Origin of the sequence: Nevskia soli (assembly GCF_903970205.1) — a bacterium.
In the GTDB taxonomy this organism is placed as follows: domain Bacteria; phylum Acidobacteriota; class Terriglobia; order Bryobacterales; family Bryobacteraceae; genus Bog-113.
In genome coordinates this window covers 1-21385 of sequence record NZ_CAJCHS010000426.1, presented here as the reverse complement: position 1 = coordinate 21385, position 21385 = coordinate 1, and the positions used below count along the sequence as shown (strand labels likewise).

The 21385-nt window shown below is 59.6% G+C and carries 19 protein-coding genes; 11 read left to right on the top strand and 8 right to left on the bottom strand.

Annotated features, from left to right (window positions below; all coding sequences use genetic code 11):
• The first annotated feature begins 95 nt into the window (after positions 1-95).
• From H1Y01_RS18370 to H1Y01_RS18350, 5 genes are all read left to right on the top strand, one after another.
• Positions 96-986 carry an alpha/beta hydrolase gene (locus H1Y01_RS18370; RefSeq protein ID WP_180542143.1) on the top strand — a complete coding sequence of 297 codons (891 nt, stop codon included), beginning with the start codon at positions 96-98 and terminating at the stop codon, positions 984-986.
• A gap of 315 nt (positions 987-1301) precedes the next feature.
• Complete coding sequence (locus H1Y01_RS18365) at positions 1302-3128, top strand: aryl-sulfate sulfotransferase (protein WP_180542141.1); 1827 nt, start codon at positions 1302-1304, stop codon at positions 3126-3128.
• A 73-nt stretch (positions 3129-3201) separates the two neighbouring features.
• A complete protein-coding gene (locus H1Y01_RS18360; RefSeq protein WP_180542139.1) occupies positions 3202-4626 on the top strand; it encodes a glycosyl hydrolase family protein in 1425 nt (474 codons plus the stop codon).
• A 410-nt stretch (positions 4627-5036) separates the two neighbouring features.
• Entirely contained in the window at positions 5037-5294 is a 258-nt protein-coding gene (locus H1Y01_RS18355; RefSeq protein WP_180542137.1) for a hypothetical protein, read from the top strand.
• Between the two features lie 33 nt (positions 5295-5327).
• Entirely contained in the window at positions 5328-6569 is a 1242-nt protein-coding gene (locus H1Y01_RS18350) for an aspartate aminotransferase family protein (RefSeq protein WP_180542135.1), read from the top strand.
• Here H1Y01_RS18350 and H1Y01_RS18345 read toward each other — a convergent pair.
• On the bottom strand, positions 6559-8199 hold the full coding sequence (locus H1Y01_RS18345) for a SpoIIE family protein phosphatase (protein ID WP_180542133.1): 1641 nt from the start codon (positions 8197-8199) through the stop codon (positions 6559-6561). The two genes, H1Y01_RS18350 and H1Y01_RS18345, sit on opposite strands and share 11 nt — an antisense overlap.
• Before the next feature lie 57 nt (positions 8200-8256).
• Between H1Y01_RS18345 and H1Y01_RS18340 the strand changes: the two genes are divergently transcribed.
• The gene (locus H1Y01_RS18340) at positions 8257-9009 is read left to right on the top strand and encodes an SDR family NAD(P)-dependent oxidoreductase (RefSeq protein ID WP_180542131.1); all 753 of its coding nucleotides are present in this window, start codon (positions 8257-8259) and stop codon (positions 9007-9009) included.
• Positions 9010-9022: 13 nt separating this feature from the next.
• On the top strand, positions 9023-10111 hold the full coding sequence (locus tag H1Y01_RS18335; RefSeq protein ID WP_180542129.1) for a substrate-binding domain-containing protein: 1089 nt from the start codon (positions 9023-9025) through the stop codon (positions 10109-10111).
• Here the strand turns inward: H1Y01_RS18335 and H1Y01_RS18330 are convergent.
• Both H1Y01_RS18330 and hemW read right to left on the bottom strand, forming a co-directional pair.
• Positions 10095-11108 (bottom strand): threonine aldolase family protein, encoded by a 1014-nt coding sequence (locus H1Y01_RS18330; protein WP_180542127.1) that lies wholly within the window; start codon positions 11106-11108, stop codon positions 10095-10097. The genes H1Y01_RS18335 and H1Y01_RS18330 overlap by 17 nt on opposite strands.
• A complete protein-coding gene (gene hemW / locus H1Y01_RS18325) occupies positions 11108-12193 on the bottom strand; it encodes a radical SAM family heme chaperone HemW (protein WP_180542125.1) in 1086 nt (361 codons plus the stop codon). The genes H1Y01_RS18330 and hemW overlap by 1 nt, the downstream gene beginning before the upstream one ends.
• Positions 12194-12374: 181 nt before the next feature.
• Here hemW and add point away from each other — a divergent pair, with 181 nt between their 5' ends.
• From add to H1Y01_RS18305, 4 genes are all read left to right on the top strand, one after another.
• Positions 12375-13382 (top strand): adenosine deaminase, encoded by a 1008-nt coding sequence (add, locus tag H1Y01_RS18320; protein ID WP_180542123.1) that lies wholly within the window; start codon positions 12375-12377, stop codon positions 13380-13382.
• 42 nt (positions 13383-13424) lie between these two features.
• Positions 13425-13862 (top strand): response regulator, encoded by a 438-nt coding sequence (locus H1Y01_RS18315; protein WP_180542121.1) that lies wholly within the window; start codon positions 13425-13427, stop codon positions 13860-13862.
• Positions 13863-14066: 204 nt separating this feature from the next.
• Entirely contained in the window at positions 14067-14840 is a 774-nt protein-coding gene (locus H1Y01_RS18310) for an intradiol ring-cleavage dioxygenase (protein WP_180542119.1), read from the top strand.
• 556 nt (positions 14841-15396) lie between these two features.
• The gene (locus tag H1Y01_RS18305; RefSeq protein ID WP_180542117.1) at positions 15397-16080 is read left to right on the top strand and encodes a PEP-CTERM sorting domain-containing protein; all 684 of its coding nucleotides are present in this window, start codon (positions 15397-15399) and stop codon (positions 16078-16080) included.
• On the opposite strand, the gene hemL is transcribed toward H1Y01_RS18305, so the two are convergent.
• The 5 genes from hemL to hemC are packed head-to-tail and all read right to left on the bottom strand — an operon-like array spanning position 16070 to position 21335.
• Positions 16070-17335 (bottom strand): glutamate-1-semialdehyde 2,1-aminomutase, encoded by a 1266-nt coding sequence (gene hemL, locus H1Y01_RS18300; RefSeq protein ID WP_180542115.1) that lies wholly within the window; start codon positions 17333-17335, stop codon positions 16070-16072. The genes H1Y01_RS18305 and hemL overlap by 11 nt on opposite strands.
• Positions 17332-18516, bottom strand: coding sequence for an NAD(P)/FAD-dependent oxidoreductase (locus H1Y01_RS18295; protein WP_180542113.1), 1185 nt, complete (start codon positions 18514-18516; stop codon positions 17332-17334). The genes hemL and H1Y01_RS18295 overlap by 4 nt, the downstream gene beginning before the upstream one ends.
• Entirely contained in the window at positions 18513-18917 is a 405-nt protein-coding gene (locus H1Y01_RS18290) for a hypothetical protein (RefSeq protein WP_180542111.1), read from the bottom strand. The genes H1Y01_RS18295 and H1Y01_RS18290 overlap by 4 nt, the downstream gene beginning before the upstream one ends.
• A gap of 17 nt (positions 18918-18934) precedes the next feature.
• Entirely contained in the window at positions 18935-20434 is a 1500-nt protein-coding gene (cobA, locus tag H1Y01_RS18285) for a uroporphyrinogen-III C-methyltransferase (RefSeq protein WP_180542109.1), read from the bottom strand.
• On the bottom strand, positions 20418-21335 hold the full coding sequence (gene hemC, locus H1Y01_RS18280) for a hydroxymethylbilane synthase (protein WP_180542107.1): 918 nt from the start codon (positions 21333-21335) through the stop codon (positions 20418-20420). Before hemC ends, cobA begins: the two co-directional genes overlap by 17 nt.
• Positions 21336-21385 lie beyond the last annotated feature (50 nt).

Sequence of the window (21385 nt, the reverse complement as noted above, 5' to 3'; positions counted from 1 at the left end):
CTCTTCGGGATGCTGCCGGCGGATCGTGCCTCCCGGCTGAACCCTACCGAAGCGCTGCGCTTCGAGTAGCGTGCTGATTTACACTTGCGTTGGACATGCTCAAACGACTTTTGTTTCTAACCGCAGTCGCATCCGCACTTTCCGCCCAGCAGGTAATTCCGATCTGGCCGCACGGCGCGCCGGCCGGTCACCAGGACGCTCAGCCCGATACAAAGCCGGAAGCGGATACAACGACCGCTAAGGACAACCTGATCGCGGGGAAGCCGCTGATCCGCCTCGGGCACGTTACGAATCCGACTCTTACGATCTATCCGCCGAAGGGGAATAACTCCGGCGCCGCGGTCGTGGTGTTTCCCGGGGGCGGTTATAGCATTCTTGCGATGGACCTCGAGGGGACGGAAGTCTGCGATTGGCTTACTTCGTCCGGGATCACTTGCGCTGTGCTGAAGTACCGCGTGCCCGGTTCCGGGCCGTTTCCCAAATCCGCCGCCGCGCTGCAGGATGCGCAACGGGCCATGGGCATCGTGCGCATGCATGCGGCCGAATGGCAAATCGATCCCCATCGCGTCGGGGTGCTCGGGTTCTCGGCCGGAGGGCATCTGGCAGCCGCGGTCAGCACGCACTACGACGAGCGTCTCTACCCGGCGATCGATGCCGCCGATCAGCAGAGCTGCCGTCCGGATTTCGCGATCGTAATCTACCCCGGCTATCTGGGGACCGGGGACCGCAAGCTCACGTTGAACCCGGACGTGCCGGTTACCGATAAGACGCCGCCCACGATCCTGGTGCAAGCGGAAGACGATCCGGTAGGGGTTGAAAACGCCGTTGCGTACTTCCTTGCGCTCAAAGCTGTAAAGGTACCCGCCGAACTTCACCTATACGCGTCCGGCGGCCATGGTTACGGATTGAGGCGAACCGAGCTTCCTGTTACGGCGTGGCCCGATGTCGTCTCTGAGTGGCTGCGCCACATCAGAGTCATCTCATAGTACAAAACCGGAACCGCTGTGTTCGCACGTAAACGTGCCGTTTCTAAGTCGAGTCTCGATCTAGACAGATAAAAAAGTACTATTAGGATGAGTCGCCACACCCCTGCTTACAGTTGCTTACATGAAAGTCGTGGTATGTTCGAAACAATACCCCGCTCGAGAGGTAACGCGGGGCCAAAATCCAAGTCCTTCCGGGCAGGCTAAGTGGAGAGTTTATGTCGCTTCATGCGCATATTGTGTCTCGAAAACGGGTGATCTTTATTTTACCTTCCCGTACCTTCATCGAAAGCTTCAATAGGATATAAATCTGAGGATATGAACCTGTATCGAGTTTTGCCCGCTATTTTCGCCGTATCTCCGTTGTGGGCAACCATCACGGCATCGCTAGCGCCATCACTTCCTTCTCCCCAACCCGTCGGAACCACGATCACCTGGACTCCCACCGCGTCCGACACGAATCCCGGTGCGCTGGAATATCGCTACGCGGTAGCTTCGGGAACCAGTCAGAACTTCCAGATCCTTCTGGACTTCGACACCGCCACATTATTTCCATGGACTCCTTACACTCACGAGGGGAGCTACACGGTTCAGCTAAAAGTGCTAAACGCGGCTACGGGGGAGTCCGCGACGGTAACAGCGCCGTTCACGTTCACGCCTCTGACCAGCGCTTCCGGGGGCGCCCCGGTAATTACACCGAGCGCGAATCCCCTGGTCGCCTTGTACAGCGGACCGGGATGCCCAACCGGAGATGCATTCCGCGTCCGGTTCGCGACCGGCGGCGTCGCCTACCGCACCTCCACCGTCGCCTGTTCGCCGACTCTGACCAACAACATCTACGTTGCGGGAATGAAAGCGTCCACCACGTATAACATGAACTACGAAGTCGTCAGCGGATCGACGCTAGTAACATCCGGGCCGGTTCTAAAGTTTACGACCGGAGCGGTCGGTCCTTCGCTGGTATTTCCCCCGATTTCAATTCCTTTGAACGGATCGACAGATACCCAACAGCCGGTACTGCTCCATGATCCGATCCCGGGGACGCCGCCGGCAAATTATTTCCCCTTTGCCACGGATCACAACGGCAATATCCTCTGGTACTACGCGAACGTTCCGTCGATGGACCCGGCCAATATCATTCCCGTCGCCGGCGGAACGTTTCTTATGTTAGTTGCCAACCCGAACTACATAAACCAGGGTCAACAACTCTTCCGCGAATTCGATCCGGCCGGCAATACCATCCGGGAGACAAGTGTCCCACGTGTTTCCGCGCTCCTGGAGGCCAAAGGTCTGCTCGGGATAACCGAGTTTAACCATGACGCGTTACGGCTTTCCAATGGACATACTCTGGTCATCGCCTCCCAGGAAGAAATCTTTCCGGCGGGCACGCAGGGATCGACCGCGCCCGTCGACATTCTGGGTGACGCGATCGTGGACTTGGATACCAACATGCAGGTCGCGTGGTCCTGGAGCGCTTATGATTTCCTCGACATCAACCGGCCCGCAACCTTACCTTCTGACGTCTGCATACAACCGCCGCGTGAAGTCGGATGCCCTCCGCTGCATTTAGCTAACTTTGCAAACGATTGGATACACGGAAATTCTCTGACATTGGATAGCGACGGAAATATTATTTTCTCCGCTCGGGATCAGGATTTCGTATATAAGATCAACTATGCCAACGGAACAGGCGACGGCAGCGTCATTTGGACGCTCGGCTTGGGCGGTAACTTCACGATCTCAGGCAGTAGCGATCCGTATCCCTGGTTTTCTCATCAGCATGACGTCAAAGTAGAGTCGGGAACGAGCACGACGCTCACTCTATACGACAACGGGAACACGCGAGTTTTTTACAACCCCGGAGAGTTCAGCCGGGGCCAAGTGCTTACACTGGACGAAACCACTTTGAATGCAAGTCTGAATGTAAACGACAATATGGGCGTCTTTTCGGTCGCGCTCGGCACCGCGCAGTTGCTGGATAACGGCAATTACCACTTTCTTTCAGGATGGATTCAGAACGCGCCGCAGCCGCCCAGCGCACAATGCATCGAAGTGACGCCGAGCGGCACTTTCGACTACGAGATGGTGCTCGGCACAAACGTATATCGGACGTATCAGATGTCCACTCTTTATTCGACTCCCTAAACCAAAGCCATCCATGTTATTCAGGACCCCCCTTTTAATCGCAGCTAGCGCGGCTTCTCTGTTCGCGCAACAAGTGGCCACCGTACAGGTCACGCGGAAGCCCAGCGGGTCCGCCGTTCCCGGGGATTTCATGGGCTTGAGCTTTCAGCAGAATGCAGCGCTGACGTTCTTCGGCCCATCGACCGCCGGCAATTCTGTTCTATTTACGCTTATCAGGAATTTAGGGCGGGGAACCCTGCGGATCGGCGGAGCGGGAGCCGACGAATCCTGCTGGAACGCAGAAACCGCTCCCGATCCGTCGGAATGCCAGTATTACTTAACTACCGCCGACTTCGAAAGCTGGTGTGCGGCCAGCGCACAAACCAATTGGATGATGCTTGTCGGTGTCAATCTCGTTCAGAATATAGACCCCGGGGCCCCAGCTTACATTCTTAATGAGATAACCAAAGGCTTTATGCCTGTTCTGCAGGCGTATACCAAGGCTTCTTTGCTCGGGTTCGAGCTGGGTAATGAACTAAATCTCTATGCGACTCAAGGATACCGGCCGCCTACATACGGCGTTTCCGGCCAGATCACGGATCTCCTTGACTATAGCCAGGCATTCAAGGCAAACTCCACGACCGCTTCGATCGCTCTCGCCGCGCCGGCCTACTACGATCCCTCCACGAGCACCGTAACCAATCAACTCGTTCCCGTGATTCAGGGTGTTACGCAGTGCAATGGTTGCAGCGCCAGTAATGTGGGCCTGGTAACACTGCACGAGTATCCACTGAACAATACTCCTGCACCCGTGACGGTTGGGCAACTGCTGGCCCCCTCGTTGCTGACCCAGGAGACGCAGGCTTTTGGCAAAGCCGTTAGCTACGTTAATTCGATGTTCAAAATGAACGTGCAGATTGACGAAACCAATAGCGTCTCGCCGGATCCCGGGCAGGCAGGAGTAAGCGATGTGCAGGCCTCGGGGATTTGGGCGCTTGACTTTGCGCTTCAGATGGCGCGTGTCGGAATTCGCAGAATGAACTTCCACTTTCATGAGGGAAGTCTCTACAATCCGATTTTGATCAGCAGTTCAGGGCCCGGATTATTCACCGATCAGGTGCAGCCCGAGTACTACGGGCTCTATGCGTTCAACGCCGCGAAGGGCCAGCGGTTTCTGCCGGTCACCGTGTCGGCCGGTTCGGCGAATATCACCAGTTATGCGCTTTCGACTTGCGCAACTTGCGCGACCACGGTCTACGTGATCAACAAAGATTTAGCCGCATCCGGGACCGTGGCTGTGCATTTGTCGACACCGGCGACTAGCGCTTCTTACGTACAGCTCACGGCGCCTTCGTTAACGTCAACGTATGAGTACGTGACTTACGGCGGCGTGCAATTCAGCAGCACCGGCGCGCTTACCGGGCCCATTCAATCGACGCCGGTCTCGCCGGATCAGAGTGGAAACTACACGGTTCCGCTCCCGAACGCCACGGTTACGATACTTACGATCCAGCCGTAAGGTCAAGTCACATCCTGTTCAATCCGGCATTGCCGGCCGCCCTGCTGAGCCGCGACAGCCATGGAGCTCGTGCTCCGGAAAAGAACCCTCGTATGCTTTTTGCTGCGCGAGAGCGGAATGCTTCTCCATGCGCACCACTGCGCGGCCCGGAATGTGGATTGAGTGGTCGGCAACCGGGGTGTTTTCAGAACAACCCGGATAAACGCCGAGGCGTCGTTCGCGGCGTGGGTCGCGCTTGCTCATGATCACAGCCCCTTAACCGGAATCGCCTCCGCGCTTTCAACCACTTACAAGTAATTAAGCGCGCTAAGTCCATCTTACGGACTTACTCTTAGATCGAGGACCGCGGCCGGCAAGCAATGGCGCGCGCCCACGGAGCAAAAATGCAAGCATTTCTTCTTATCCTACAGATGTTTCCGACTCTTCTCGAAGCTATAGTGGCCATCGAAACAACCGCGGCGACGCCCAAAGTCGGTCCCGCTAAGTTGCAGCTCATCAAACAGGTTGTCAGTTCAGCCTCCGCGACCGAGCAGTTTGGTTCAAAAATGATCTCGCAAGATCAGCTGCTGTCCATGATCGAGGCCATTACCGCGTCGATCGTTGTTTTTTACAACCTGATCGGCGTCTTCAAGACGTCACCGCCGGCTCCCGGTCCGGTCTCTAGCTAGCGGCGCTACGGCGGCATTCCGTATCATCAAATAATGAGTATCTCGCCGGCTGCGCCCGCTCCTTCGGAAATTGGCGCTCAGGAAGTCATTGATCTCGAGCGCCAGTACCTCCTTCCAAACTACGCCCGCTATCCGCTCGTGCTGGATCACGGCGACGGTCCCTGGTTATGGGACGTTGAAGGCCGCAAGTATCTCGACTTCATCAGCGGCATCGGCGTAAATGCCCTCGGCCACAACCATCCTCGTATCACCGAAGTCATCCGCGAACAAGCCGGGCTGCTCATCCACACTTCGAACCTTTACTATCACCGCTATCAGGGCCAGCTCGCGAAGAAACTCGCCGAGATCAGCGGACTCCAGCGCTCGTTCTTCTGTAACTCCGGAACCGAAGCGATAGAAGCCGCCATGAAGATGATTCACTCCCACGGCCGTGGCGCCGCGACGAACCCCAACACCAACAAGTTTGAAATCATCGCGCTCGAAAATTCCTTTCACGGACGCACGCTCGGTTCGCTCTCCATCACCGGCCAGTCGAAATACCGCCGGGACTTCGAGCCGCTGATCCCCGGCATTCGCTTCGTGGAGCGCAACAATCCGGATAGTCTCCGCGCCGCGTTTTCCGAGCGCACGGCTGGCGTCGTGATCGAGTGGATTCAAGGCGAGGGCGGCATCCTTCCCATCACTCCCGAGTTTGGTCAACTTGCCCGCGAGCTGGCTGACCAATACGACGCTCTTCTGGTCTTCGATGAGATTCAATGCGGCGTCGGCCGTCCCGGCACTTACTTCGGGTATCAACTCGCGGCCGAGCCGGTGATTCCGGACATCATGCTCGCCGCGAAACCGCTCGCGTGCGGATTGCCTCTCGGCGTCGTCGTGATGAACGAACGCGCCGCGGCGGCCATCCGTCCCGGCATGCACGGAACCACGTTCGGCGGCAGCGCGCTCTGCTGCCGCGTGGCTCTGGAATTCTTCGACATTCTCGACGGGCTCATGCCGCAGATGCGCCGCGTCGGAGAAGCGTTCCGCTCTCGTTTGCGCGAGCTGCAGCAGCGTTATCCATTCATCGTCGAAGTTCGCGGCGCCGGATTGATGGTCGGTGTCGAGATTGCCATGCCTGGAGCCCCCATTGTCGCCGAAGCCATGAAGGAAGGCTTGCTGCTCAACGCAACGCACGACACCGTGCTGCGCTTCCTGCCGCCCTACATCATCACCGAGCGCGAGGTCGACGAAGCTGTCGCGATTCTCGACCGCGTGTTCAGTCGCGTCAAGTTTTAGCGGGTTTTAACAAACCCGTCTTGCGGGCGATCACCACCGTCATGTCATCCGCCGGCGCGCACCCGGCGGTCCATTCACGCACCGCAGCCAGGATTGCGTCCGCTATCTGGTCCGCACTGCCGGTTCGATGCTTGCGAACCACCTCCGCCAGCCGCTCCAGATTGAATTCCTCATCTTGCGGTGTACAAGCCTCGGTGATGCCGTCGCTGTAAATCGCGATCACGTCTCCGTCATGAAACGGCGTTTGATATTGAGTAAACTCCAGGTTCGGGAACAGACCCAGGATTGGGCCGCCATGCGTCAGAAACTCGTGCGACCCGTCGGCGCGCATCACCAACGGCGGATTATGCCCGGCCGAGACCCAGTCGAGATGCCCGTTCTTTCCATCCACGACGCACGCGAACAGCGTGATAAATTTCGCCGGGGGACAGTTCGCCGTGGTGAGGCGGTTCAATCGCTCGATGGCGCTCTTCAACGCTTCGGGACCGGTGGGAAGCTGTTCGAACAAAGGCTGCACGCGCGCCTGTAGCGCCATCACCATCAGCGCCGCGGCCAATCCTTTTCCGGAAACGTCGGCCAGCAGCAGCGCGACGAGTCCGTCCTCGCCCGTGAAGTAGTCGAAGTAATCGCCGCTGATGGCGCGGGAAGCTACATTCCGGCCCGCCAGATCGAGCCCGCTCACCGCCGGCGCCGCTGCGGGCAGGGCATTGCGCTGGATCGCTTCGGCCTGTTCCAGCTCGCGCTCCATCAGACGCCGCGCCTGCTCCACCAGCGCCAGTCGCGCATGCTCCACGCGGATGGCCGCGATGTTTGCCAGCACCGTTAGCACTTTCAAATCTTCACGCGTGAACTCGCGCTGCAGGCTGGGCGAATCCACATAGATAATGCCGCGTACGTCTTCGCGAACCTGCAGCGGAACCGCCATCAGCGTCTGTACCTTGTCCAGGATCAGGCTCTCCCGGTTGCGATAGGCGTCGTCCAGCCGGGTGTCGCGCACCAGCACCGATTGCTTTTGTTCCAACACGCGGTCGCGCACGGCGGTGCTGATTTTAAACAGGTCGCCGCGGCTCGCTCTTTCTACGAGTTTCCCGTTTTCGACCGTCATTAGCAGACCCCGTGACGCTCCCACCGCGCCGATGGCCAGCCCGAGAATGATCGGGAAGAGCTGTTCGAGCGGCCTTTCGATCGCCAGCTCGTTGCCGGCCTGGATCAGCGCGCTCATCGACGCCGCGGCTCCCGTTGTCGATTCGTGCAGCACCCCGCCCAGCGTCGTGACGATGGCCGCTTCCGAACCCGACGCCGTGCTCGGTTCGACGAATTCAATCTGAGGCGCCGAGCGCCCCGCGTCGTACACCACGGCCAGATGCCCGCATGAGATCTTGTCGTTGGCCACAAGAGGACGCGCGGCTTCCAGCCGCTGCCCGTTTACGCTGGTTCCGTTCTTACTATTCAGATCCTGGATCAGATAGCCGTCCCCGCTCTTTTTGAACTGGAGGTGCAGCCGGGACAAGCCACTGTCGTCGGGATAGGATAAGTCGGCATCTCTCGATCGCCCCAGTGTGATGAGCGCGGCTTGCAGGATTACGGTGTGCTTCTTCCCATCCGGCGTGTAGATCACTAACGATGCCATCGCGATTCTCTGTGGTTCCATCGTAATGCACGCCGCGCGGTACAATTCCGGTGGATTATGGAACAGCGTCTCAAAGGAAAAAGCGCTCTCATCACGGGCGCCAGTAAAGGACTCGGCAAGGCGATGGCGATGGCGCTCGCTGCCGAGGGAGTAAAGCTCGCCCTCGTCTCCCGCGATCGCGAGCAACTCGAGTTGGTCGCCGGTCTTGCGATTGGAGCCGGGAGCGATGCGTCCGTCTTCGTGACCGATGTCGCCGTTGAAGAATCAGTCCTCGCACTGCAACGGACGATTCGCGATGAGTTCGGACCCGTCGATATCCTTATCAACAATGCCGGAATGAACCTTCGCAAAAAGCTGGTCGACTTCACGCTGAGTGAGTGGCAATCCGTGATGGATACCAACCTCACGAGCGTGTTCCTGATGTGCCGCGCCTTCGTTCCCCAGTTCAAAGAAGGGTACGGCCGTGTCATTAATCTGAGTTCGATCATGGGTCACGTCTCGCTACCCGAGCGCTCGGCTTACTCGGCAAGCAAGACGGGTTTGCTCGGGCTGACGCGCGCGCTGGCGCTTGAACTTGCGCCTCAAGGGGTGACCTGTAACTGCATCAGTCCAGGACCTTTCGCTACCGAGATGAATCAGAAGATCGCCGAGAACGAGGAACTCAACGCGCAGTTCATGGCAAGCATCCCGGTTGGCCGATGGGGAAAGCTGGACGAAGTGGGCGCGTTGGCCGTCTACCTGTGCCTGCCGGAGGCGGGCTTCGTTACCGGGACCGATATCGTGATCGACGGTGGATGGCTTGCCCGCTAACAGCTTCTGGCAGATGCCAAGAACCGCTTACTTACGTGCGCGGCTCGGAAGATCAACGCGGCTCAGTGGATTCGGCAGATCAACGCGGCTCAGTGGATTCGGCAGTTACAGAGCCGCGACCGTAAGGAAGCGGTTTTCCCCACAGGCGGCGCGGCGCGCTGGTTGTTTCCTCTTAGCGCTTATCTCTCTGGCGGCATGCAATCGCGGCGCGGAAAAGCAGGTAGCGGTAATCCCGAAGTCCACTTCGAATGTTTACTGGATCGCCGTTCACGCCGGCGCCGTGGCCGCCGGCGAACAATACAAGCTTCGGATCGTCTGGGATGGACCGCCGCAGGAGACGGACTACAGCCGTCAGGTCGAGATTGTGGACTCTATGATCGCCCGCCATGTCGACGGGATCGCCGTGGCCGCCACGGAGCGGGATGTCCTCGGTCAGTCGCTAGACCGGGCGGCCGGCGAGAACATTCCGGTAACGGTTTTCGATTCCGGCGTTAACTCGAAGAATTATCTGAGCTTTGTGGCAACCGATAACTTCGCCGCGGGTCAGATGGCCGGCCGGGAGCTGGGGCAACTGCTCAACGGGACCGGAACCGTCGCCGAGGTCATGCATGCGCCCGGCAGCCAGTCGACGATGGAGCGCGAGCGCGGCTTCGAAGACGCCATGGCGCACGGCTTCCCGAAGATCCAGATCGTCGCCAAGAACTTCAGCATGGGCGATCGCGCCAAAGCCATGGCTGTCTCTGAAGATCTTCTGAGCGCGCATCCGGATCTGAATGGAATCTTCGCGTCGTCGGAGCCCAGTTCCGTCGGGTCGTCGCAGGCCCTCAAAGCGCGCCGGCTCTCCGGAAAGGTCAAGCTGGTTGCTTTCGATTCGAGCGAAGGCATGATTCAGGATTTGGAAGGTGGAACTATTAGTGCGCTGATCGTTCAGGACCCGTTCACCATGGGCTTCAAAGCCGTCGAGACACTCGCGCAGAAGTTCGCCGGGAAAACGCCCGAGAAGAAGATCGATCTACCTGCAACGGTTGTCACCAGGGACAACATGCAACAGCCGCAGATTCATAAGCTTCTCTATCCGGAGATCTCTAAGTACCTGAAGTAAGAACGCGCTTCACAATTTCGGCGGCACTGCGGCATTCCTCGGCGGAAACGTTCTGATGAGTTACGGCGCGCAGTACGGTTTCAGCGACAGGACTCACCAGCACTCCCTCAGCCTTCAGCGCCCCCGCGATTTGCGCCGGTGTTCGTCCGGTGTGGCTCACATCAAACACCACGATGTTGGTTGGCGGACACGTTGGAAGGCCGAGCCCACGGGCAAACAACCGCGCGTTCTCATGATCGGTTGCCAGTCTTGGGGGACTCTCTTCGAGCGCTACGAGTCCGGCGGCCGCCAGCACGCCCGCCTGGCGCATGCCGCCGCCCAGCCGTTTTCGCAGGCGCCGTCCTCGCGCTATGTCCGCCGCCGAACCGGCCAGCAGCGAACCAACCGGCGCGCCCAGCCCCTTCGAAAGGCAGAACATCACGGTATCCGCATCCCCGCAAATCCGCGCGGGGGAGACTCCCAGCGACACGGCGGCGTTGAAGATCCGCGCGCCATCCAGGTGGACTTTCAATCCAAGCCGGTGCGTCTCATGGCAAATTTCGTCGAGCGAATCGAGCGTATAGACCAGCCCGCCGAGCATGTTATGCGTGTTCTCGACGGTCACGCAGCCCGTGGGAGCGCTGTTGTCGCCGCCCGTCCGGATCGCCGTCCGATAGTGCTGCCACTCGGGGAGTTCACCGTCAGCGGAAACCGTCCGCAGCACGCATCCTGAAAACCACGCGACCATGGAAAGCTCCCAATCGAGAACGTGGGAGCGGGAATCGCAAATGACTTCCTGGCCATGCTCGGTATGCAGCTTGATTCCAATGGTGTTCCCCATCGTCCCGGTAGGAACGAAGAGCGCAGCCTCCTTGCCCATGAGTTCCGCCGCGCGCTGTTCGAGCCGGTTGATGGTCGGATCTTCGCCATAGACATCGTCGCCGACCTCGGCTTCCGCCATGGCGCGCCGCATGGATGGCGTGGGGCGTGTGACGGTGTCGCTTCGGAGATCGATCATCAGTGAATGAAAGCTTCAAGTACTTCGTTGGAAAGCATTAACCCAGATGAAGTTAGCTTGAGATTGCAACCGTTATTTTCCATCAAGCCGGCGGTGACGAACCGTTTGACGGAATCCGCGTGGATCGCAAGATCCTCAGGTGAAACTTGAATGCCTTCGATCAACCGCAGGCCGACAAAAAAGCGCTCCGAATCGGGATCGGCATTCGACTCTTCAACCCGCGCCGACGGGCTCAACCGGATGTACTCGTCCGCCGACTCCACGTTGCTCCAACGCAGCCCGCGATCATGCGAATGCGCGTCGGCGCCGAATCCGAGATAGGGTTCCAGCTTCCAGTAAGTCAGATTGTGCAGCGATTCCGCTCCGGGAACGGCGAAATTCGAAATCTCATATCGATGGATGCCGAGCCGCGCCAGCCTCTCGGCGGCAGCCTCATAGAAATCCGCGATCGCGTTCTCGCCGGGCACATCGGACGCGCCATATCGGACGCCCCCGAGCCTCAATTCCCGCCCGAGCCGGCTATCGTCATCGACCTCCAGCATGTAAACCGATACATGAGGGGGCGCGAGGCGCTCGATCCAGTCGAGCGATTCCGACCAGCTCGCCGCCGTCTGCCCGGGGAGACCTGCAATCAGGTCGAGGTTTAGGTTGCTAATGCCTTGGGCTTGAAGCCGTTTTACGTCGGCGAGAATCGTTGCGGCGGTATGCTTGCGGCCCGTTCGGGCGAGCTCCCGCGTGACGAAAGACTGCACGCCTAAACTGACGCGATTCATTCCCGCGCGGACCCAGCCCCGCACCATTTCCGCGTCGAAGCTCCCCGGCGCGGCTTCCATAGTTGCTTCCGTCCAGGGGCGGCCGGGCACGACGGACAGGATTGAATCGAGCGCTTGGATCGGCATCGTGCTCGGCGTTCCGCCGCCGAGGTAAACGGTCGCCGGGTTCCACGCAAAGGTTGCTGCCGCAATCTCCCGCCGCAGCGCGTCGACATACAGGGGCTCGAGATGCTTCGGCAGCACGCCGGACGCGAAGTTGCAGTACGTGCACTTCTGCGCGCAAAACGGGTAGGAGAGATAAACGCCCGGCAAACTTCTATGATAGGCGGGAAGGAGTTAGTTGCGGAAACGTTAGCCACCGGTCGCTTACGCTCTCGGCTCAGTTACAGTTCCGGAACAGCACCACCAGACTCGGCGATCCGGGTTACCTTACTTCCCTGGAAAGCCGCGGGTGCGCGAGCGCAAACTGCGCTCTTATCATCCATCGAAAAACATGACTTCAGTCTCCACCCTACCCAAAATCGAACTTCATCTTCACCTGGATTGCTCCCTCAGCTTCAACGCCGTATCGAAGCTCGCTCCCGGAGTCACCCGCGAAGAGTATGCGTCCGACTACATCGCTCCGGCGCGCTGCACCAATCTGGCGGAGTTTCTCAGCCGCGCGCCGAAAGGCGTCGTCCTGATGCAGGATGAACCCTCGCTCCGGATCACTGTCGAAGATTTGTTCCACCAGTTGCAGGCGGATAACGTCATCTATGCGGAGCTGCGATTCGCTCCGTTGCTTCACCTGGAGCGCGGCCTGAGTGCCGAACGCGTCGTCGACATCGTCAACCGGGCCACCGAGCATATGAGTCGCGCAACCGGGATCGAAGCACGCCTGATTCTCTGCACCTTGCGCCACTTCACGAAACAACAAAGCATCGCGACGGCGCGCCTGGTCAAGTCGTATCAAGGCAGCCGTGTGGTTGCGCTGGATATTGCGGGCGATGAGGCCGGATTCCCGTTAACGGCCCACATCGAAGCTTACGACTTCGCCCGCGCGAACAACCTCTTCCGCACCGCCCATGCGGGTGAGGCCTGCGGTCCGGAGAGCGTCTGGGAAACGCTGCGGCTGCTCGAACCCACGCGGATCGGACACGGCGTGCGAAGTATCGAAGATCCGGAGTTAGTCCGGCATCTGCGGCAGCATCGGATTCACCTGGAGATCTGTCCTTTGTCGAACATCCAGATTGTTCCCGAAATCGCCGACATGGCCCACCACCCCATCGATTTGCTTTATCGTCAGCACGTCCCGTTGAACATCAACACCGACACGCGCATGCTTACGGCGACGACGCTTACGAGGAATTATGAGGAAGTGAGCCGCGTCTTCGGCTGGGGTCCGCGTGAGTTCCTTGAAACTAACTTGATGGGGTTAGATGCGGCCTTCGTGGACGAAACTGTGAAGACGATTCTACGCGCCAAAATCGACGCGTCAAAATTTGTCCCAAATCTTGCTTAATTACGGACGTTCGGCCGCTATAAGGACTAAAATACAAGCAAGATGCAAGCACGAATATCGCCTTCACCTGATCAGTTTGAAGTCGAGTCCCCGTTAATCGTAATCACGCATGATCCTGAATACCGGGAGTTGCTGGCCCAAGAACTTACCGGTTCGGGATTGAAGTTGGCGCTTCCGGCGAACCTGCTGGAGGCGAGGCAGACAGTCGCCGCGCTGACAGCGCCGGTGGTGGTGATCGACGGGTCGCTGCCGAACGAGAGCTGGAATCGTCTGCTGGAGGATCTGGACGGAATGGAAGACCCGCCCAAGATCGTCATTGTTCGCGCGCACAGCGATAAAGAGCGCTCACTCCGGCTAATCGGAAAAGGGGCGTACGGAATCTTTAACAACGCGGTTCATGCTTCGGAAATTCGAGCGGTAGCCGGAGAAGCACGCGCGCGCTGGCAGTTACCGCGAATGCGTTCCGCGGCGGCGCGTTGAAACTGAGTGTTGAAACTGGGTAAAGACCTGTAAAAAGAACCGCGGAGTAAGTCCACGGGGGCCGATAAGTTGTTACTCTGGTCCTTGCCTCATCAATTTAGCCTTAGCCGTCGAAGCTTCGTAACCAGTGGCCTGGCAGTTGCAGCTGCGGCACGGCTGCAGCGCGCCGCCGCGCAATCCTTTCGTTCCTCCGAACAAGCCGGCGTGTGCAGGCTCAGCCCCGAGCAGGAGGTTGGACCGTATTACATACCCGACGAGCTTTTTCGTTCGGACATAGTCGAAGGCAAGCCCGGCGTCCCTCTTACGTTGCGCTTAGCGGTAATGAACGCGCGCACCTGCGAGCCGCTCCCCAACGTAGCCGTGGATATCTGGCATTGCGATGCGCTCGGACTCTACTCGGGGTTCACGAAGATGAGTCCGATGGGTCCGGGTGGCCCAGGTGGTCCTGGAGGCCGTCCGCCGGGTCCGCCGCCCGGATTCGATCCGCAACATCCCGGCAATCGTCCTGGTCCGCCGGAGGGCATGGAGCGAATGGGTCCGCCGCCGCAAAATCACCCTACCGACAAACTTACTTTTCTTCGCGGGATTCAACTTACCGATGCTGAAGGGTTCGTCGTATTTCAGACGGTTTTCCCGGGCTTCTACATGGGGCGCACGAACCATATTCATTTCAAGGTTCGGACCGGCGGGCATCGCAAAGGTAAGTCCTACGCGTCGGACCACACATCTCATATTGGTCAGGTTTTCTTCCCCGAGGAATTTTCAGCCCGGCTGATGGAGCACGAGCCGTACAGTAAACACCGGATCCACCGGACGACTCAAGCCGAAGACGGGATCTATGGCGATCAACAGGGCGCGTTGTCCGTCGCTCGTCTTGACCCCGTACACACGCAGGACTTAGCTGCCGGGTTACATGCGGAGTTAATTGCGGCTGTCGACCCGGCGGCCACTCCCGCCCCTGCCAGACGAGCCTTTTAGCCACAGATGAACACAGATAAACACAGATGTTGATCGTTTTGTATCCGTGTTGTTCTGAAAACACCTGTCAGCATACTGAGCCGCGACGGTAACGGAGCTGGTGCTCCGGAAAAGAACCTTTCGAATGCTTTTGCCGCGAGAAAGCGGATGCGCAGGTTGTAACCGCTCCGTCACCGTCGCGGCTCAGTATGCGGTATTTTGCAGCGACTCAAATACTGCAGCCCCGCGGCAACGGAGTGTTCAACGTTTTCATTCCCCAGGGTGGACCGCGGGCCATATCTGGTTCGTCACTGTTCATCCGCGGCTAATTAGCTTTTGATCTAACATACACACGCAGGACTTAACTTCCGGGTCACATGCGGAATTCATTGCGGCTGCCGGCCCGGAGGTCGCTCCCGCCCCCGGCCATCCGTGGCTAACTGGTTTTAATCTGACCTTCGGTACCAGGTACGCGGACCATAGAATCGACACTCAAGGTCCATTGTGTTCAACTGCCTGACCCGCTAGATTCGGATTAGTATTTCTCATTCGAACTTAAAAGAAGGCAGGTTACTCTATGAAATCACCGCTCTTCGTGTCTCTACTCGCCGCGGCCGGCGCAATCCCCATGCTTGCGGGCACCGTCAATGTTACTTTTAGCGGAGCCAATGGGCAAACTGACAGCTCGGGTTACTTAATTAGTCCTTACACCGCGACCCTTAACGGAGTAAGTACAACCATCTACTGCGATGACTTCGCCAACGAAGTGACGAATGGCGAATCCTGGACGGCGAACGTCACCAACATGGCGTCAGGCAACCTCAGCAACACCCGTTACGGCGCCGATTCGGACAGCCTGCTGACGCAAGGGGGGACCGATCAGTCGTTCAACGCGCTCCAGGTTTATGAAATGGCCGCGTGGCTCACCACGCAGTTCGCACCGAGCGGCTCTACCGGCTACGCGAACAACGGCGCGATCCAGGACACGATCTGGGACTTATTCAACCCGAATACCGAGAACCCGAACGTGCATCCTCCCACACCATCTTCCAATACGTGGTTGTTCGCCGCCGAGCAGAACTACTCGAAGATCAATCCGGCTAACTTCAACATACTTACCAACACCGGCGTACAGGGGACCGGCCAGGAGCAGGAATTCATCTTCGCTCCAGAACCGGGATCGCTCGTGATGCTCGGCATCGGAATCGCAGCAATGGCGTTTGGATCCCTGCGCAAGCGCCTGTTACCGGCTAAGAGCTAAGTAGGCATTCGCGGGCGGCTGCGGACGTGCGCTCGATCTCTTCGGTCGAGTGCGCGGCCGAAACAAACAGAGCCTCAAAGGGAGACGGCGGCAGATAGAAACCACGCTCCAGCATGGCGTGAAAGAACGTGGCAAACCGCGCGCGATCCGACCGCAAAGCACTCTCGTAATCGACAACCGGATCGGGATTGAAGAACCAGGTCAGCATCGATCCCTTTCGATTGGCAGTTATTCCATCGATCGGATTACCGGCCAAACGCGCTGTAGAGTCTTCTAGCTTCCGGTAAGTCTCCGGGTGACTCTGTAAGTGGCGTAACATAGCAAGTCCTCCGGCTACTGCCAACGGATTCCCCGAAAGTGTTCCGGCCTGGTAAATCGGACCGCTCGGCGCAACGTAAGTCATCACATCGCGCCTTCCGCCGTAAGCTGCGATCGGTAAGCCGCCCCCAATCACCTTACCTAGAGTTGTTAGATCCGGCTTGATTCCGAATAACTCCTGCGCTCCGCCTCTGGCCAGCCGAAAGCCCGTCATGACCTCATCGAAGATCAAGAGCGCGCCGTAACGCGCGGTAATCGTCCGCAGCGCCTCTAGAAATCCGGGTTGGGGCAAGACGCAGCCCATATTGCCGCAAACGGGCTCCACGATCACGGCCGCGATCCCGTCCGGATTCTTCTGAAACGCCTGCTCCACGCGATCGGCATCGTTGAACGGCAGCGCAATGGTGGTGTCGCTGAAGCCGCGCGGGACGCCAGGCGAGTCGGGCAGACCCAAGGTCGCCACTCCCGATCCGGCTTTCACCAATAGCGAATCGACATGCCCGTGATAGCAGCCTTCGAACTTGATGGTGATGTCGCGGCCAGTGAATCCACGTGCCACGCGCAGCGCGCTCATGGTCGCTTCGGTGCCTGAATTCACGAGCCGCACCATCTCGACCGATGGCACGAATTCACGGATCAACTCGGCGAGTTCGATCTCCTGCTCGGTAGGGGCGCCGAAACTGGTTCCGCGGCTGAGCGCCTCTTCCAAAGCGGCGATCACCGGCGGGAAGCGATGCCCGAACAGCAGCGGCCCCCACGAACCGACGTAATCGATATACTCGTTCCCGTCCGCGTCCCAGATATGCGAACCTTCGCCGCGAACGATGAAGCGAGGCGTGCCGCCCACTCCGCGGAACGCGCGTACGGGCGAGTTCACGCCGCCGGGTATGGAAACTTGCGCCCGCTCGAACAGCGCGGCGCTTCGGGAGTCGTTCATTCGTTCGACGTAGAGGACCGCGGAATCAGACGGCTGAAGCTGAAGCTCAGGACCATGTCGACCAAACCGCCGTTCAGGTTGGTCAACAGCCGCCGTTTGAGCGTCAGGTAATTCTGCGTTCCCGAGAACAGGTCCTGCATCAACGACTTGAACCTCGGGCTGCGGCGGGTCAGCTGGATCATGCGGCTGGGCACGGCGCCGAAGAACGTCCGGCCGAACACGCGCTTCGCGAGGCGCGATCCCAATTCCAGGTCATTGGCGAAATCGCGGCGCAGCAGCCGCCGGTAAAACGCCGCGGCCATTTCGTTGTTGCGCAGTTCATTGAACAGCGCCTGAACCGCAAGATCGGCCGACCGGATCGCGTAGTACAGACCTTCGCCCGTAATCGGATCGACCAGTCCCGCTGCATCTCCAACCGCCAGCCAGCCCGGACCGGCGACGCGATTCTGCTGCCACGCGGGCGTATCGAGGCTCGGCAGGAGGTGACTGTAGAACGTCGAGCCGTCGCACCGCAAATCCTTCTCGTGCATGTAGGCTTCGAGGCGGCGCCGCAGGGATGAAGCCGGCTCGCCTTTGCCGCAGATGCCTACCGATAAATGGCCGCAGCGCGGAAACACCCAGATATAGCCTTCCAGTTCGGGCAAAAACTGGATGTCGATGCGTTCCTGCTGCTGCGGCACGTAGTAGCCGAGCGCCACCATCGTGTCATTCGAAGAGAGCCGCGTGCCCACATCGCGCAGCGGATTGCGCGCGCCCGTCGCAACGATGCAATAATCCGCGGTCATCTTGCCGTGGCGCGTTTGTAAATCCCACTGCTCGCCGTTGCGCTGCATGCCGGTCACCCGCGTTTTCTCAACCTGAGCGCCCGCCGCGATCGCGCGCGAAAGCAACATCTGGTTCAGGTCCATCCGCGAGTAAACGATCAGCGGCGAGTCCAGTTTCAGACTCACCGACCCGGCGCCCGTGGAAGCAAGCGAGGTTTCATGCACGAACCGCTTGGGCGTGTCGTTTTCGCGCAGAAACTGATACTGGTTGTAGGCTTTGTACGTCACGCCGCCGCCGCAAGGTTTCTCCCATGCCAGCTTTTCATCGAGAACGATGGCGCGCAGACCCTGCCGGGCAATCTGTTCGGCGGCGAAAGCCCCAGCCGGGCCTCCACCCAGAACGGCGACAGTTTTCATTTAGGGTTTCCGTCGAGTGAGGGATGTCCGGGCGGCAGCGGCTCCGCGCTGTTACCGGGGGCGCTACCTGGAGTGCCTGAGGCCCCTGTGTGAGCGTGCATATCGCCCATCTGACGGTTGACGATAACCCATTCGTTACCGCGCTGCTCGAGCGTGTACCGCATCGTCATCCCTTGTGAAATCAGCCCGCCTTTCGGCATGAACCCCACCACGGCATCCGCCTTGTTGCCGTGAAAGTTAACGGAATTCACCGTCACATCCAGGTTGTTCATATTCAGATCGCCGCGCCGGCCGACGCTCTTACGGATGTCGCGCTCGACGGCTTCGCGGGTTCGCATCCCGTTGTTGCAGCTAACCAGCAGCACCGCCAGGAGAAGCGCGCCGCAGACCCTGAATTTCACGTTCCGATTATACTGAGTCATTTCTTCGGGGTAACTGAAGCGCAAATTGCCGCGACAAGCCCGGCTGTTGTATATTGGACGGCCTCGGCGGCGGGCTCGATGCCATATTTGCGCAGGGTGGCCGAGGTGACCGGACCGATCGAAGCCATCCGCGCCGGCGCCAGCTTCTCCGGCGCCACTGCGGCGAAGAAGTTGTCGACGGTGGAAGAACTGGTGAACGTGATCCAATCGGGCGGGTTCTCGATCAACCTGGAAGCGCTCTCGACGAGACCCGGCGCGGCGACGGTGCGATACGCCTCGACCACATCCACCGAAGCATTTCTCGAGCGCAAGAATTCGGGCAGATAATCGCGTGCTACAGCAGCGCGCACCAGAAGGACGCGACGATTCGCGAGAGGGAACTTGTCGAGCGCCTCGGCGAGGCTCTCCGCGACAAATTCGTCGCCGGTCACATCCACCTTCAGATGCGCCGCTTCCACGGCTTGACGCGTTGCCGGCCCGATCACCGCGATCCTCGCGCGCAACGCACGCAAGTCGCTCTCTGAGGTGTCCAATCGTTCGAAGAAGGCGCGGACGCCGTTCACGCTGGTGAAGATCAGCCAGTCGTATGCGGCAAGCGCTTCGATGGCGCGGTCGAGCGCGCCCGTGTCGCTTGCGGCTTCAATGGCGATCGCGGGGATCTGGATCGGCTCGGCGCCCAAATCGCGCAGTGCCGTACACATCTCCTGCGCTTGCCCGCGCGGCCGCGTCACCACGATCCGCTGCCCGAACAATGGCAACTTCTCGAACCACGAAAGCTGCGAGCGCAAGCGCACGACCGGGCCGACGATGATGGTCGCCGGCGGCTTCATTCCCGCCGCATGAATCTGTTTCGGCAGGGAAGCGAGCGTGCCTTCAAGCACCTGCTGGTCGGCGCGAGTGCCCCATCGAACGGCCGCGGCCGGCGTATCTGCGGCCCGTCCAGCCCGAATGACGCGTTCAGAAATCTGATCGAAGCAACTCAGACCCATGAGGATGACCAATGTTTCCGCATGCGCGAAGCGGTTCCAATCGACCACGTCCGGATCGTGCCCCGTCACGATACTTACGGCCGACGTGTGCTCGCGATGGGTCAGTGGAATCCCCGCGTACGCGCCGATGCCGGCGGGCGAAGAGACTCCCGGGATCACCTCGAACGGAATGTCCGCTTCCGCCAGCGCCTCGGCTTCCTCGCCGCCGCGCCCGAACAGGTAAGGATCGCCGCCCTTAAGCCGCACGACGGTTTCCCCGGCACGCGCGTACTCGATCAATCGCGTCGAGATCTCTTGCTGACTTAGCGCATGCACCGTGCGCTTCTTTCCCACATAAAGGCGCACGGCGGACGCGGGCGCAAAATCGAGAAGCTCCACCGGCGCCAGGTGATCGTAGAAAACGACGGTGGCACGTTCCAGAGCCCGCCGGCCTTTCAGCGTGATCAGTTCAGGGTCGCCCGGCCCCGCGCCGACCAGAAAGACGCGGCCGCTAGACTTCGTAGTCACGCAGGCCGCTCAAGGTTGGGCCGATCATCTGCAGCGCGCCGCGCGCGATCAGGAGCTCGCCGACCTGGCGCCCGAGCTTGGTCGGATGCGTGCAATCACCCGCCACCTGTTCGCGGATCAGGCTACTGCCATCCGGCGCGACGACGACTCCGGTGACTTGCATCTCCGATCCGGAGATGCTGGAAAACGCGCCCATCGGAATCTGGCACCCTCCGCCCAGCGCTCCAAGCACCGCACGTTCCGCGGTGACGCACAGGCGCGTCCAGGGATGATCGAGCAGGGCACAGGCCTCATAACCGGGACCCACTTCGCGCGTCTCGATGGCGAGGGCGCCTTGCCCCACGGCGGGGCACATCACCTCCGGCTCCAGCACCTCGGCGATCTTATCTTTCAAGCCCAGCCGCCGCAGCCCGGCTGCAGCCAGTACGATCGCGTCGTAGTGGCCTTCCTCCAGCTTGCGCAGACGCGTATCGAGATTGCCGCGGATGGATTCAACCAACAGGTCCGGCCGATACCGCCGGAGTTGGGCTGTCCGGCGCAGAGAACTTGTCCCCACGCGCGACGCCGCGCCCAAGTCGCGCAGTTTGCGGCCCACCATCACGTCATTCGGCTGCTCGCGTTCGGGCGTGGCTGCAATCGTCAGGCCGCGCGGCAATTCCGTGGGCAGATCCTTCAGGCTATGGACGGCGAGATCGATGCGGCGGTCGATCAGTGCGTCTTCGATTTCTTTCGTAAACAGGCCTTTGCTCCCTACGCGGCCCAAAGGCACGTCGGCGATGCGATCGCCGGTCGTCTGGATGACCTCGATGCGGCATTCCGCGCCGCGAGATTCCAGCCGCCGTTGTACGTAATGAGCCTGCCAAAGCGCGAGTTGCGACCCGCGCGATCCAATCACCAGCATGTCGTAATTTGAGGTTTAGCCGTCGAAAATATTCTGTTGATTATTGAACA